Origin of the sequence: Chryseobacterium sp. CFS2 (assembly GCF_036543225.1) — a bacterium.
Lineage (GTDB): Bacteria > Bacteroidota > Bacteroidia > Flavobacteriales > Weeksellaceae > Chryseobacterium > Chryseobacterium culicis_A.
This window is the reverse complement of sequence record NZ_JAZHQU010000007.1, coordinates 65,783-81,269: the sequence shown is the minus strand read 5'-3', so window position 1 is coordinate 81,269 and position 15,487 is coordinate 65,783. Positions and strand designations below refer to the sequence as shown.

The following is a 15,487-nucleotide window of genomic DNA, read 5'->3' as shown; positions in this document are numbered from 1 at the left end:
CTATATTGAAAATAAATATCATGTAACGTGTGTAATGTTTTGCCAAAGGTATTTATTAACTTTGTTAGAGACTAATAGCTAATCTTCTAAAATATACCGAAAACTACTAAAACAAAAACGATGAAAGTATGTGGACAAAATATCAGGAAAATACGTAGGAGCAAAGATCTTACGCAGGAATATATGGCTTTTGAAATGGGCATATCCCAAAAAGCATATTCCGATATTGAGAATTCCAAAGTGAAGATCAACCTGGAGATACTGACTAAAATATCTGATATTTTAGACATCAAGCCATCGGATATCTGTAGTATTTCGCATAAGTGTGGTAATGATGCCTATGAAGATAAATATCAAAATCTTCTGGAGTACATGAAAAAGAATAATATTTCTATTCCGAAAGAATTGTTATAAGCTTTACCCTTTCCCTTTATATTACATTTTAACGCTCATAAAACAATGATCTCCCCGGACAGAAGGAGATCATGTTTTTTTCGGACAAAAAAGACTGTGTTTCTAGCACCATGCCTAATGAGGCATTGACAGGGACAAGTGTTTAGTGTTTTCAAATTTATTATAATGGATATGTTATTCATAAATAATTATGTAGAGAAAAATTCACATAATTGTGGATAAATATTTACAATAGATTTGATTTTCTATAATATATTTGTCTTAAATATAACGCTGCCCTATTGAATGAAGCTTCTTTACTTTATTTCACTTTTGTTTTTTTTAAGTGTCAACGGGCAAAGCTATACTACCCATTGGTACAACATGGACAATGGTTTGCCTCAAAACAGCATCAAGGACATTGTAAAAGATAAGTATGGTTTTATATGGCTGTCTATGGAAGGCAGAATTGTACGGTACGATGGAAGTAATTTCGTTGAGTACAAAAATTTTAAACTTAAAAATTTAAGTTTTGGTGATTTCTCCGGAAACATTCAAAAAGACAGTATTGCTGTTTTTAATGCTTCTGAAAAAGATGTTCTGATGATTTCCCATAGAAGCCCCCATATTATATCTTCCCGACTGGTATCCAATTTCAGAAATAAAACAAACAATAAAATATACAAACAGATTTTTAAAAATAATTTCACGGTACGGTATGTTTCGATTGTAGATTCGTTTTTCATCCATTTAAATAAAGGTTCTTATTATTTTGAAAAGAATGGAATTATTTATATTGAAAAGAAAAATAAGAAGCGTACGGAAATTGATCTGGCATTTTCACAAAGCAGATTGAACCGATTGTTTGTTCATGGAGATTACGTTTTTGTTGCTGATGCTGAGAATAAAAAAATTCTTCAGCTCTATCAGGGGAAATATTCTTATATCAACGCACCATCTGTTTATACGGATGCGGAAACTAAAATTTACTGGCAGCAGATTACCGGACAGGTGTTCATGATCAGTCATGGTAAAATATACAGAAGTGAATTTTCAGATGGAAAGTTGAAGCTTACTTATTTGCTGGAATATAAGGATATTAATAAAGATATTTCCGGTGCTATGTTTTACGATGAAGCGGCCCGGAAGTTATACATCGGGAGCTCTATTAACGGGCTTAAAATCCTAAGCTTATCCGATTTTTCAGTTTCCAGAAAGAACTTACCTTATCAGGATGAGGTTTGCTATGCTGCATTACGCTATGATAATAATTCTGTCCTGACATCAGAAGGTATCAGGTACTATCAGAATACATCAGAAAGACTATATCCGGCTCCCCAATCTTATGATAAACGGTATATTTTGGAAGATAATGCCGGAAATCTGGTTTACAGGGAAAATAATTCCATTTACATCAGATATAAGAACAGCGGATTTACAAAATATGATTCCATTTCTTTTAAAAATAAGGAACTTGATGGTTTGTATAAAAGCGGAGCGCTTTATATGGCATCGTTTGTCAGTGGAAAAGGGTCTTATCTCTATCTGTTTAAGAAAGACCATTTTAAAGAAATTGAAAGAATCATTCCCTGTAAAGATAATATAGATGCTGTTCTCCGATATGATAAAAATTTTCTCTATCTGGGAAGCAGCGGTGGAATATATGTGTATTCTCTTACCGCGAATAAAGTGGTGAAGCTTATTGGAAAAGGTCTTCCGGTAAAACAAATTATTAGGACAAAAGACGGAAATATCTGGTTTACCACATACAATAGAGGGCTTTACTTACTAAAAGATCAAAAGGCAGTCAAGGTTCCGTCTGATAAAAATGATTTCCTGGCGAATGCTCATTATCTGTTGGAAGATAAGAATTCCAATCTGTGGATCCCGTCCAATAACGGATTGTTTAAAATCAATAAAAATATACTTTTACAATATATAAATGATCCGAAAGGAGATCTCACTTATTACCGATACACCAAAAGACAGGGACTGTTAAATAATGAATTCAACGGAAGTGCAAATCCCTGTGCCCACATTCTGAAAGATGGACAGTTTGTATTTCCTTCCATGGAGGGATTCGTATTTTTTAATCCTGAAAATGTAAAAACGTATTATCCCCGGCTTGAAGACATACATCTGGAAAGAGCAAAGATAAAAGGAAAGATGATTGAGGTGAAAGATAAACTCTTTCTGGAACGAGGTTATAAAAATGCAGAAATCTATATTGATGTTCCTTACTATTCCGATTTGGAAAATATTTATTTACAGGCTAAGCTTGACAATGAAGACAGCTCATGGATAAATATTAAAAGTGATAAAACATTCCGGTTGGCCAATATAGATCCTGGAACCTACAATCTTCTCGTTCGGTTTCTGTCTTCCGAAACAGGGAAATTTATGTATAAAACCATCCCTGTAGAAGTAGACCCCTATTTTTATCAGACGCTTATCTTTAAAATACTGATCGCTGGGATTATTATTTTCATTGTTTTGGTGATTGTACAGATCAGAACCAATTTTTTAAGACTGAAAAATAAAGTGCTGAAAAATATCCTTGTTCATAAAGACAAAGAACTTCTCGAAACGAATAACAAACTTAAAAATGCGTCCGACTATCAAAAAAAACTGGTAGAAAGCATCAGTCATGATATTACCACACCTGTGAAATTTATTGCCCTCCTTTCTCAGGAACTCAACCAGTCTCAGGACTTGAAGACACAGAAAAAATATTTTGACAGTATTTACAAAACTTCCGAACAGCTGTATAAATTTACTTTAAGCCTTAAAGAATACACCGAACTGTACAAGCAGGAAAATACAGCCAATGAAGAATACTCTATTTATGATCTGATTGAAACCAAAAGATTACTGTTTGAAGAAATTGCAGCGCAGAAAAATACATTTATCTACAACTTTTGTGATCACCAGTTGAGAACACGGCTCAATAAAAACATTCTCCTTGCAGTTTTCCACAATATCATAGATAATGCGGTGAAAAATACTTCAGACGGAGAAATTACCATTACATCAGCTTCCGCAGCGTCCCATTTGGAAATCAATATCTCAGATACAGGGAACGGAATGTCTGAGGAACAGAGAATTTACTATTCTGGGCTCTTTAAGAAAAAGGAAAATGATGAACATATGATTTTCAAAAACTATGGGTTAGGTCTTCATATGGTTGTTCAGCTGCTCATGAAGATTAATTCCAAAATGACTTTTCATAAAAATACTCCGAAAGGAACCACCATTAAAATCTTTATTAAAATATGACGAAAAAAATACTCATTGCAGATGATCATCATGTGGTAAGAATTGGAACCGCGATGATCCTGGAGAAAAATTTTAACCATTTTGAGGTCGATTTTGCAGAAACCTATGATGAGGTAAAACAGAAAATACAATCGGAAAAATATGATCTGGTTATTCTTGATATTGAACTTCCGGGAAGTATTCTCAAATCAATGGTGAAAGAGATCAAAGTAATTGCTGAAGACACACTCATCTTAATATTTACATCCTACAAAGAAAATATTGCGTTGCAATACATTGAAGAAGGAGCAAACGGTTTTTTGAATAAGCAAAGTGATCCCGAAAATTTTGTCAAAGCTGTTGAGGCGCTCTTTAAAGATGGACAGTATTACACTCCGGAGATATTGAATGAATTGCTGAAAGGAAATAAAAAACGAAAAGCCGTTGAGAATTTATCAGAGAGAGAACTGCAGGTTTTTAATCTTCTGGCAAAAGGAAATGGTAATCTTGAAATTGCCAATGTTCTTGATATCGAAGAATCTACTGTAGGAACTTATAAAAGAAGGGTTTATCAAAAATTAAAGATCACCAATCTTGTTGAATTGCTGGAAATCTACAGCGAAATTCATTAATACAACTTCTTTATTTTTGTTAAAGAGATGAAACCGCTGAAAAGAATTTTTTACAAATTATTGGACATTTCTACGAAAAAGAATTTTAAAACCAATTGCAATAAAAAAGATCAACGATTTTATATTTATACTCAGAAAAGGCCTTGGCAAATTGTTAAGGTTTTTTCTTGTCCCGTGAATTACAAATTGTCAATTTGCCCCATGGAATGTGAATTTCTCTGAAAAGTTTTTATATATTTAGCGACCGAATAATTCATTCAATGAGCAACGAAAATAAAACAGGACAAAACGAGACTTTAGTTAGGGGATTAACAAACCGACACATACAATTAATTGCCCTTGGAGGTGCCATAGGAACAGGGTTATTTCTAGGAATCGGACCTGCTGCAGTACTGGCAGGACCATCCGTAATCTTAGGCTATGCCTTGGCTGGAATTATCGCCTTTTTTATTATGCGTCAGCTTGGTGAAATGGTCGTTCAGGAACCCGTATCGGGAAGTTTTAGCTACTTTGCCTACAAATATTGGGGAAATTTCCCTGGATTTGCTTCCGGATGGAACTACTGGATTCTCTATATTCTGGTAAGTATGGCCGAACTCACGGCAATCGGGCATTATATCCACTTTTGGTGGCCGGAAATACCACTTTGGGTTTCCAGTTTATTCTTTTTTATCGTCATCAATGCCCTTAATCTGGCTTCTGTAAAGGTTTATGGAGAAACTGAATTCTGGTTTTCCATCATTAAAGTAGTCGCTATTATTGCGATGATTATCTTTGGAGTATACCTTTTAATCAGTGGTACTGGAGGAGAAAAAGCTACGATCACCAATCTGTGGAATGATGGCGGATTTTTCCCGAAAGGATTATTTAATAAAACAGAAAACGGATATTCAGGATTGTTTGCGGCAATGGCGATGATCATGTTCTCATTTGGAGGCCTTGAACTTATCGGGATTACTGCTGCAGAAGCAAAAAATCCGGAAAAAACAATTCCACAGGCTACCAACCAGGTGATCTATAGAATTCTTATTTTCTACGTAGGTGCTTTGGTGATCTTATTTTCATTAAGTCCGTGGAGAGATATTACAGAAGGATCCAGTCCGTTTGTAATGGTATTTCAAAATCTGAATGGGCTTGAATTCAGTCTTTTTGGAAAGGTTGTACAGTTCAATACATTAATTGCGAATGTTCTTAACCTGATTGTTTTGACAGCTGCTTTGTCCGTGTACAACAGTAGTGTTTACAGTAACAGCAGAATGCTTTTCGGATTAGCCCAGCAGGGAAATGCTCCGAAATTCCTGAAAAAACTGAACAAAAACTCCGTTCCTACTAATGCAATCATTATTTCTTCATGTTTTGCCGGGATCTGTATTATCATCAATAAATTAGTACCGGAAAAAGCTTTTGAATACCTGATGGCTTTAGTAGTATCTACATTGATTATCAACTGGCTGATGATATGCTACACCCATTTGAAGTTTAAAAAATCTATAAATGCAGAAGGTGTTCAATCAAAATTCCCATCTATATTTTACCCGATTTCCAACTATATCTGTATTGCATTTTTGGTTCTGATTCTTGGGCTGATGAGTATCACAGGAATGGAAATTCAGGTGATCCTGATTCCGATATGGATTGGCTTTTTGTTCGTAATGTATAAATTGTACAAACCAAAATAAGAATATAACAACTCATTCAGATGGGTTTGGAAGAGGTGAAAATCATACGGTTTTCACCTCTTTTGTTTTATTTTCTGTAAATTAGATAGAGAATATGAGTACCTGTCTTTTATTTTCTCTGTATGAAAAGAATGTCAATTTAGGACAAGATTTGGTTTTTTGAGAGATGTAATTTTGCACCTGTAAATCATCACAATGATGAAGCTGCAGTGTAAAACTTAAAAAACAAATAGAATGAAAAATATATTTCTCCTCATCCTCTTGCTTTTTTTTCCTGGTCACGGATTTCTACGCAGGCCATTACTAATTTGGAGGTATTAATTGAAAAGAAATTTTAATGATATGAAAAAATTATTCACACTCACTTTTGTATTGAGTTTTATACTAAGTATGGCACAGACAGACTATCATTTTCCAGAGGAATCTTCACGACATGAAGGAACATGGCTGCAGTGGCCGCATCACTATCAACATGGAATGACTTACCGTAAAAGGGTAGAGCAAACATGGGTAGATATGACAAAAGCCCTTCAGTCCGGCGAGAAAGTTCACATTATTACCTATAATGATGAAGAAAAAAACAGAATTATCCATCTTTTGGAAGAAAATGAAGTTCCGATGAAAAACGTTGATTTTAAGGTTTATCCTACCGATGATGTATGGATCAGAGATAACGGACCTATTTTCGTAAAAGACAACAAAGGAAATGTTTTTATTGAAGATTGGGGATTTAATGGATGGGGTGAGAAATTTGATTTTGAAAACTGTGATGAAATTCCACAAAAGATAGGGGCAGACCTTGGAGTAAAAGTAATCAACCTGAATGAAGAAATGGTCAACGAAGGAGGTTCTGTAGAAACTGATGGAAATGGTGTTTTAATGGCTTGCAAAAGCTCTGTTATCAGTCAGAAAAAAGGAGCTGTCAGAAACAAAGACATCACTCAGAAGGAAGCAGAAGAAATGTTTGAAACTTATTATGGAGTATCTAAAGTAATCTGGCTGGAAGGAGTGACAGGCCTGGATGTTACCGATATGCATATTGACGGATTTATGAAGTTTATTAACCATAATACGATGCTTACCATGAAAGATGATGATCTTCTTGAGCTGGGACTTTCTGAAAAAGATGTCAATACCCTTTATACAGCAACCAATGTCAACGGAAAAGAATATAAAAAAGTCTACGTACCATCCACTAAAAATAAAGTGAAAACAGCGTACGGAAAGCAATTGGAAGAAAAAGGCTCCTATGTTAATTATTATGTCGCCAACACTGTTGTATTAGTTCCGAATTATGGAGATCCTAATGATAAAATTGCCAATAAGATTATTCAGGATCAATATCCGGATCGAAAAGTAATAGGAATAGATGTAAGAAACCTATATGAAAACGGAGGAATGGTGCATTGTGTAACCCAGCAGCAGCCTGCCGGAAATCTGGTAAGATAAATTTAAAGAATATTGAAATTAATTTTTTGTAGATCAGATGAAGTTAATTGAATAAATTGCTTCATTTGATTTTTGTAAAAACAATTCACGGAATCTGAAAGGTTCCTCGGTTATTTTTCGTAAATTGGTAAGAGGGTATATTTCAAATTCAGGTGAAAATTATAATCTGTTTGAAATACCTGCGGATAAGCCGAAAACCGTTACAAAAAAGTAGGCAGGACCAAAAAAGACACCTATGGCCAATTTATTTCAAACCCTTACCAACACTGTAAAACATTGGTACATCCCATTAATCTTTGGAATTCTTTTCCTTATCTGTGGTTTTTATGTATTCAGTGTACCCCTTGCAACGTATGTTACACTTTCTATTTTTTTCAGTGTTTCATTTTTATTTTCAGGAATTACTGAAATATTTTTTTCCCTGCAAAACAGTAAATCCTTACAGGGATGGGGCTGGTTTCTTGTAAGTGGATTATTAACAACTGCAATAGGGGTTTATCTTATTGCAAACCCTCAGATTTCTATGACAGTACTTCCTTTTGTAATAGGATTTACTTTGCTGTTTCGCTCCTTTCAATTATTAGGATTTGCCTTCGATCTGAAAAGCATGAGAATTATGAGTTGGGGAAATGTAGCGCTGGCCAGTGTAGGAGGAATCATTTTTTCTCTGTTGCTGATATTTAATCCGATGTTTACAGGAATTTCGTTAGTGACCCTTACAGGCGTTTCTTTCATTTTCATGGGAATTGCTTCCATTATGCTCGCTCTGGATTTAAGGAAAGTCAAAAAGATTCCGGGAAAAATAAGCCAGGAATTAAGAGACAGAATCAAATCGATACAGGAAGAGATTGATGAGCTTAAAAAATAATAAACGAATAAATCTAAATATAAAAGGCCTTGCAAAAGGTCTTTTTGTATGCTTTTTTTGTACCTCAATAGTATTTTGAATACTTATATCAATTGGATTTTGTTGCGACAAGATCGGTCGTTTTGTATGAATATCTTTGCATTTATAAATGATAAAACTCATATTAAACATTGCTAATAGTGTTTTGAGGCTGGATCATTCTTACTAGGTTGAGAAATGAATAGAAGTTCTAAAAATAGACGTGCTGTAAACTATGGGACAGCAACTAGAAGTATAAATTTAATGATAGGTAATGATATAGGAGTTGCTGCTACTGAGACAACAAGAATAAATGAAAGTTGGTTTAAAAAACATATTTACCTTAAACCTCAATTCGATTAAACTATGAAAATATTTGTCTTTTTTAGCTTTTTAATCTTGGTGTCTTCATGTGGAGAACCTGATTGCAATGATGTGAAAAAAGCGTTCTACCCTGATGAGTATAATTTGATTGTCGGAGAAGCAAGTATAGATAATTCCTGGATCAAAATTACAGGCTATCATCCCATAACCTATGAAAAATCAAATATTATGGTACATAATAATTGGATTGACGACTATAATGAAGTGGAAGCGGGAGATACAATAATTAAGAGAGCAGGAAATCTAGAACTTGTTATTCATAAAAAAGATACTATTATCAGACATGATTGGTATTGTAAAGGAAAGCCTTATAAGTAAGTTTAATACTTGCTCTAATAATTATCATCCAATTAGATAAGAGTGGAAGAAATTCCACTCTTATTTTTTCGTAATCTCACTTTATTTTTTTCATATCAAAGGATTCTTTTGCCTGAAAGTAAGCAATGAAAAATAGAATTTTCAACTTTTGTAATTTAAATTTGAAAGATTGATTATTAAAATAGAAGAATATTTTCCTGTACTATCTAGCTTAGATGGTTGAAAGAAAGAGTGTTGACTAGTTGGTGTTTTGGTTTAATCCCCAAATTTTGCGTTTGATTTATAATAATTCTTATTATTATAAAATTTACTATGTAGAATAAAAACAAAAACCATCTTTAAAAAAGGATGGTTTGTAGACCCACAGGGATTCGAACCCCGACTGACGGTACCAAAAACCGGAGTGCTACCGTTACACTATAGGTCTGCTTTATTTTGGTGATGCAAATTTATATATTTTTTTCTTATTTACAAATATCTTCTTTCAATTTTCTGCTGTTTACCTTAAAAAAATAGATTTTTACTCCCATAACAATTGATGGATGGATAAAAACACAAACCATCCTTGAAAAGGATGGTTTGTGGTCAAAAGCGAACAAATGTCGAACCAAATAGTTGAAGACCTTATAGTTCTATCAAAGCTAACATCATAAAAACATATTTGTAATTATAGTATTATTCTAACTGATTCATCATTATATTCGGTCGTATTTTGAGCATATTAATTAATTTCTTCTGTTTTCACCTCAATATCAATTTCTTCAAAATCATCAGGAGTTTCCTGAATGGGTTCTTGAAGCTTAATTCCATCAAGATAATAAGTCGTTCCCAAATAGATTTCATCGCCAAAAACAACTCCATCTGTTTTTCTTTTAAAGCATTTCCCAGGATCCGCTTTAATTATATTGTCTGTCTGTGTCATATTTTATTATTATGTTATCGGATAAATTTTTGCAGCAAAATAGCTCCAGTTGGTTGCCGTTTTATAAGCAGAAACGCTTGCTGCAGGAACATGAATTTCTACTTTATCAATAATAATCCCATCAGAAACGAGATTTGTACCTACCAAAATAGGAGGTGTAGTTGCCAATACTTTTACTACTACTTTTTTAACACTGGTTTGACCACCAGCTGCAATCAGATGCATGCAGCCATTTGCCATATAATTAATAGAAGCGGGAAATATAATAGTTATTTCACTTTCACCCGTTCTTAATCTTAGTCTTAAACCAAATGAATCTATTCTTTCCAGACTTGTACATCCTGTAAGATCAATAAAATTAGTAACATAATCTTCAACATTTGGATTGTTTATATTCGTGGTAAGCATTTCCGGAAATATTCGCGTGATATAAGGGAGATTGTACTTACCAGCTTTGGGATACTTGTAGGTAAACGAATATGCATCGTAAATCTTAACATTTTTAAACAAATTAATGTCTAGGTATTTTCCCATAATTGGGGAAATACCCAATTCTTCAACGTTATCAAAGTTGCCATTTATAATACTTGTTTCGTATAATTGAAAGGCATTTCTCCCTATTTTCTTGATATTGGGTGGAAAAGTTATACTTAGCAATGAGTTGTTGTCAAATGCATGATCTCCAATAGTTTCTACATTTGTAAAAAATCTAAATTCATCAAAACTTCCACCTAAGAATGTTTCTGAATTAATAAAAGGATTAAAACTACTGGCAGGTATATCAGTAACAGATCTTGCCTCTGAAAAGCTTAATTCACCATCACCATTAGTATCATAGGCTTTTAATAATGTAGTTTTTCTTGTTATATCCGAAATCTGAATAAAATTGGTAATGTTTGTATAAGTAAAATGAAAGTCGGGCCAATTAGCTTCCATGAAATCTTTATCTTCTTGATAAATATTAGTAAAAGTCCATTTTCCTTCAACGATAGAATGTGGGGCTGTATTACCTAAATCATCAACTCCTTTAGCATTTATAAGTGGAAAGAAATTTTCGCTAGAAGTACTACTTCCATTTAGATTATTAATTCTCACTCTGCTCAAATTTTTAAGATTTGAAACAATATCATTAACATTAATTAAAGGACAATCCTTAATTACAAGAGTTTTTATAGAACTTTCCGTAAAAGTTAAATTAGAATTTTTAATAAATTTTTGATTATCTAATATTAAAGTATTTGCTGTACTTGGCAAAATTAAAGAAGCAAGCAAACCTCCTTTTGGCAATAATACCGACGATATTCCTGTTCCTGCAGCGGAAATATTTTTAATACTTGTACAAGCAGTTAAATCTATTGATTGTTTTAAATTTGGGCAATTTGAAATATCTAATTCTTCTAAAATTGTATTATTACCAATAAACAAGTTTCTTAAATTTTGATTTGAATAACCGGAAATTTGACTTCCAATCCGAAGCCTCGACAAATTCGTCGCTTTTGAAACATCTAAAGTACCCAGATACTTTCCTGACAAATCTCCAAGATCTTTAATTGCAGATGCACCATAAATAATGGTTTCTGTATCGTTAAAAGTAATAGCCGGAGCTTGAACTAAAGATGCAACATTTTTTCTAAGCCTCGCACGGTTGATATAGGAACCAAATTTAATTTTAGTGTATCCGTCTTTTTGAGCAGTTAGTAAAAAATTAGCATTGGGAGCAACTACAGGCGTGCCCGAAGGTGTATAAAGTCGCATCGTGATATAATCAGATGAGAAAGTAGACGTGTCATACTTTCCGTCCATATATCTGAATCTATTTAATAACCAATAATTTCTGTGCGATTTTCTTGAGCCTTGTGCGGTGTATAAGTAACTTCCGTTCCCGGCAATAACCAAAGGATCTATATATTTATATTTCGCATCTTCATTGAAAATACTTTCCGCCCATTTGTCAGATTCTAATGTGTTGAAATAAGTATTACACTTATCATAAGTCAGAATTCCTGAAGTTCTCATTTGCTGGTATAATGCGGTAATTTCAGTATCAAAAGCCACTTCAACCAGTTTCCAAAGCTCTGAAAGCGCGCCATTCCAGACAAAACCACTTCCTACTTGGTCGTGAGCTTCCACCCAATAATCATACACATTGTGGCCCTCGTTATTAAGACCTAAAACCGTGTCATTATCATAAAATATAAGATACCAACGGTTGTTTCCTTGCGCATCCGGATACATCGCAAACATCTGATTTTTAGCGCGCTGATCAACCATTGCAAAAAACTCAGTGAATACATAATAAAACAATAAAAATTGAATATTAAAATGATCTTGAGCCTCGGCTTTGAATTTTGCAGGATTATTTTTGCAACTCACAATCCATGTATGCAAAGCTTCAAGATTCGATGTATCTTCATTATCTTCCGGATATCTTCCCTCAAAATCATTCTTCCATAAATGCTTACCATTTCCGTCTACACTTTGAAAATCTGTAGCAATAAATAATGTATTATCTGACGTATTGTTCAAAAATTCCCAGCATTCCTGACCCCCTGTAAAACCTGTTGTTGCTTCATTAGACTTATCATTATTAAAATTATATTTTCCTAAGAAAATACGCTCCGAATCTGGTGTCGCTCTGTGAAATATAAGCATTGGAAACCCGTCCATCGTAGTACGGATATCAGGATTAATTAATTGTGGTGGAACTAAATAACCCAATTGATTCAAGGAATCTTGTGCAAGCCTCGCCAAACCTATGTTGTGAGAGCCAGAAGACTCCATAAAATCGGCTTTAAAAGTAAATGTCTTTTCCGCCAATGAATTATCACGAAGCTTGTATTTTGAAGAATTTATTTCACCATTTTTAAAACCTCCATTAAATTTGATTTTAAAGTTTTTTCGGGGATAATATTGTGATGATGTACCCTGGACATCAATACTCGCATTTACATAAGAAAACGATTTTGTAGGATCCTGAGCATTTTCATACTCTCCAACAATTGTTTTTTTATCGCCTTTATAAGTTGGCAGATCTCCAACAATGGTTAAGCATGGAATTGATTGTAAACATTTATCGTAGGACAAATTTCCGAATGCATCGTACAATTTATTTCTCTCGTAAATATTGACTTTTTCAACCAGGTTATCCATGTCAGCGATGTAATTTGACAACATCTGATCGGCGTTTAGATTATTATTATACACCCTGATATTATATAGATTAATAGTACAATCACTGCTTCCAATGGTAATGTTTTGAGGAGCTTGTTGTAAAAAGCTGTCTAATGAATTATACTGATATAATGAAGATATAATTCCATTGATATACACAAATACCAATCTTTGATCTGCAACCTTTGTAACGACTACACTTACACGGATCCTTTCCTCTTCTTTAAAAAATATGGAAGTACTGTCCTGCTCAGAACTGAACGAAAACGAATTTGAGGTAGCAACAAATCCAACATTTCCATTTTTACAAGAAAAAATAGTACTGTCACTGTTTTTTATATCTGAAGTTGAAAATTCAAATTCTAATGTTTTACCACCTGTTTTAAAATCATTTTCAAAAATCTTGAAAGGAATCTCAACCCTTGCATTTCCGCTCACTTTAAGTGCCACAGAACCCTTTGAATCTTGAACCCATCCATTGGTGCTGAAATCAAAATCAGTAAGAGTACATGACAGGTTTTTGTATTTCCACTCGTTTTTGTTAATCTCTGAATTGCTTCTGTTTCGACTGCTTAAAAATAATTCCAGGCCTAACGTTTCGGCTTCAACCTGAATATCAAATGCTGTTACAACTACTGAAGTATTTTTCGTGACATTGCCACATTTAAAAGTTACAGTATGCGCACCTGAGTCCATAAATGTATAGGTGAACTTCTGCAAACTTCTATTTACTACCAATTCTGAAACCTTCAATCCGTCGACCAAAATCTCAACATCGCTATAATTTGATGATGGTGAATATACCAGATATTCAATCGAAGCTGGAGCATATTGATTAGCGGCAACATTATTTGCTGAAGACACCAGAGGTGTTAAATTACCAGCAGCAACACTGATAATATCTGTAAATAAGTGATTGCTTTCAATGATCTCTCCGGACAAATCAGCGGTCATATACACCTCTAAAATATGAACTCCGTGCGACTGTGCAGGAATTTCATAAAGAAGCTCTTTGTTATTTATTGACGTAACTACTGGTGGAAGATCTGATCCATTTAATTTGAAATGAATCGTCTTCTCTACATTCCCGGTTGGAATATATCGAAAAATGATTGGTCCCGAATTAATAGTGGTCTTGTCGTAGGTAGTACTTAAAGCAAGTGCTATTGTTTGAATGTCATATTTTAATTTCCTATTATTTCCATAACTATCGGTGATACTAAGCGTTATTGTATTATCTCCCGCCAAAATATATGACGTAATATCTATCTCATTGACTCCCTGATTAATGTTTTTATTAAATAGAATCGTATTTCCTTTTAAAATACTTGCAGTTCCTCCGCCAGTCTCACTACCATCAACGCTGTCGATGGATGACCACGAAAAAACTATTTTAACTTCGCTTCCAAATGATTTTATGAATGATGCAGGTATTTCAGATTTTGCGCGGAAAACAATTCCATTGGCTCCTCCGGTTCCTCCACCAGTTCCATATTCACTTTCTGACTTTTCTCCTAACGCTGAATATGCAATCTGTTTAATGATTTTTCCCTCTTCATTTTTAATGAAGAACATCACGGGATAAATGAAGTTATCTGCAACTTCTTTATCTGATCTTTCATAATTTGTAAAATAAATTCTTCCTGTATATCTCATTTTAATCTTCTTGTGTTAAATCAATAAAACCATCTGTTCCACCTCCAGGCATATTAACCTCCAGAACAGACCAAACCAAACCGTCATAGGAAATTATCCCGAAATTTTCAACCTTAACTCCTGAAGCATTTTCGTAGACTCCACTCCCTGCCCAAAACCATTTTGCTGATCCAGGCTCAACAATAATATGATCAGTAGGCCTTAAAATTCCTCCAAAGGAAGAATTTGCTCCTGAACCTTTAAGCAATTCTATCTGCTCCCTGTTTTCTTTGATGTAGTCTACGATTTTCTGAAGCTTATCAAGATTATCATCATTCGAAGTTAGTATTTCGTTGATTTTTGCAATCAGCTCAAGCATTTCATTATCTTTTGCCTGAAGTATATTTACAATTTCCTCGATTTGCTCCTTTGTATAGACATTTCCGGTCTCTTCACCATCGTCTATAGTGGCTGCCAGTTTGATCTTTAATTTTTCTTTCCATTCTTCTATATTTCTGGCAGTAAGATTGGATGCATTAAGTCTTGCGAGCACTAAATGGTGTGCGCTTTCATCTTGCAGATGATTTGTAAAAGTTGTGCTGGATACCGTTTTTTGAAAAGTTTCATTTAAACCCGTTACCTCATCCATCCTGATATTTTCATCTAAATGACGGAATGAAGAAAAGGTCTGCTGAAATTGATTTTCTGTGGGTATATCACCCTTTTCAAACCAGCTAAATATTGTTTTTAATGGTACTTTCAT

The 15,487-nt window shown here is 33.9% G+C and carries 10 protein-coding genes and 1 tRNA gene; 7 read left to right on the top strand and 4 right to left on the bottom strand.

Features of this window, described 5'->3' with window-relative positions; genetic code table 11:
• The first annotated feature begins 120 nt into the window (after positions 1-120).
• The 7 genes from ODR02_RS16725 (at position 121) to ODR02_RS16695 (ending at position 8,996) form a co-directional block, all read left to right on the top strand.
• Positions 121-414 carry a helix-turn-helix domain-containing protein gene (locus tag ODR02_RS16725; RefSeq protein WP_105681498.1) on the top strand — a complete coding sequence of 98 codons (294 nt, stop codon included), beginning with the start codon at positions 121-123 and terminating at the stop codon, positions 412-414.
• 285 nt (positions 415-699) lie between these two features.
• A complete protein-coding gene (locus tag ODR02_RS16720; protein WP_309512831.1) occupies positions 700-3,669 on the top strand; it encodes a sensor histidine kinase in 2,970 nt (989 codons plus the stop codon).
• Positions 3,666-4,280: a response regulator transcription factor gene (locus ODR02_RS16715; protein ID WP_309512830.1), complete on the top strand. Its 615-nt coding sequence runs from the start codon at positions 3,666-3,668 to the stop codon at positions 4,278-4,280. The genes ODR02_RS16720 and ODR02_RS16715 overlap by 4 nt, the downstream gene beginning before the upstream one ends.
• A gap of 260 nt (positions 4,281-4,540) precedes the next feature.
• A complete protein-coding gene (locus ODR02_RS16710) occupies positions 4,541-5,959 on the top strand; it encodes an amino acid permease (RefSeq protein WP_209787161.1) in 1,419 nt (472 codons plus the stop codon).
• 342 nt (positions 5,960-6,301) lie between these two features.
• The gene (locus ODR02_RS16705) at positions 6,302-7,408 is read left to right on the top strand and encodes an agmatine deiminase family protein (RefSeq protein WP_209787163.1); all 1,107 of its coding nucleotides are present in this window, start codon (positions 6,302-6,304) and stop codon (positions 7,406-7,408) included.
• A gap of 235 nt (positions 7,409-7,643) precedes the next feature.
• Positions 7,644-8,276: an HdeD family acid-resistance protein gene (locus ODR02_RS16700; protein ID WP_309512829.1), complete on the top strand. Its 633-nt coding sequence runs from the start codon at positions 7,644-7,646 to the stop codon at positions 8,274-8,276.
• A 384-nt stretch (positions 8,277-8,660) separates the two neighbouring features.
• Complete coding sequence (locus tag ODR02_RS16695) at positions 8,661-8,996, top strand: hypothetical protein (protein ID WP_209787167.1); 336 nt, start codon at positions 8,661-8,663, stop codon at positions 8,994-8,996.
• 356 nt (positions 8,997-9,352) lie between these two features.
• Here the strand turns inward: ODR02_RS16695 and ODR02_RS16690 are convergent.
• The 4 genes from ODR02_RS16690 to ODR02_RS16675 all read right to left on the bottom strand — a co-directional run bounded on the left by ODR02_RS16690 (position 9,353) and on the right by ODR02_RS16675 (position 15,487).
• Positions 9,353-9,423, bottom strand: a tRNA-Gln gene (locus ODR02_RS16690).
• Between the two features lie 294 nt (positions 9,424-9,717).
• Entirely contained in the window at positions 9,718-9,918 is a 201-nt protein-coding gene (locus ODR02_RS16685; protein ID WP_209787232.1) for a hypothetical protein, read from the bottom strand.
• A gap of 9 nt (positions 9,919-9,927) precedes the next feature.
• Positions 9,928-14,664 (bottom strand): leucine-rich repeat protein, encoded by a 4,737-nt coding sequence (locus tag ODR02_RS16680; RefSeq protein WP_309512828.1) that lies wholly within the window; start codon positions 14,662-14,664, stop codon positions 9,928-9,930.
• Positions 14,665-14,746: 82 nt separating this feature from the next.
• On the bottom strand, positions 14,747-15,487 hold the full coding sequence (locus ODR02_RS16675) for a prefoldin domain-containing protein (RefSeq protein WP_309512827.1): 741 nt from the start codon (positions 15,485-15,487) through the stop codon (positions 14,747-14,749).

Coding starts and splice junctions, on each gene's coding strand:
- ODR02_RS16725 (WP_105681498.1), top strand. CDS start 121: ATGAAAGTATGTGGACAAAATATCAGGAAAATACGTAGGAGCAAAGAT.
- ODR02_RS16720 (WP_309512831.1), top strand. CDS start 700: ATGAAGCTTCTTTACTTTATTTCACTTTTGTTTTTTTTAAGTGTCAAC.
- ODR02_RS16715 (WP_309512830.1), top strand. CDS start 3,666: ATGACGAAAAAAATACTCATTGCAGATGATCATCATGTGGTAAGAATT.
- ODR02_RS16710 (WP_209787161.1), top strand. CDS start 4,541: ATGAGCAACGAAAATAAAACAGGACAAAACGAGACTTTAGTTAGGGGA.
- ODR02_RS16705 (WP_209787163.1), top strand. CDS start 6,302: ATGAAAAAATTATTCACACTCACTTTTGTATTGAGTTTTATACTAAGT.
- ODR02_RS16700 (WP_309512829.1), top strand. CDS start 7,644: ATGGCCAATTTATTTCAAACCCTTACCAACACTGTAAAACATTGGTAC.
- ODR02_RS16695 (WP_209787167.1), top strand. CDS start 8,661: ATGAAAATATTTGTCTTTTTTAGCTTTTTAATCTTGGTGTCTTCATGT.
- ODR02_RS16685 (WP_209787232.1), bottom strand. CDS start 9,918: ATGACACAGACAGACAATATAATTAAAGCGGATCCTGGGAAATGCTTT.
- ODR02_RS16680 (WP_309512828.1), bottom strand. CDS start 14,664: ATGTTCTTCATTAAAAATGAAGAGGGAAAAATCATTAAACAGATTGCA.
- ODR02_RS16675 (WP_309512827.1), bottom strand. CDS start 15,487: ATGAAAGTACCATTAAAAACAATATTTAGCTGGTTTGAAAAGGGTGAT.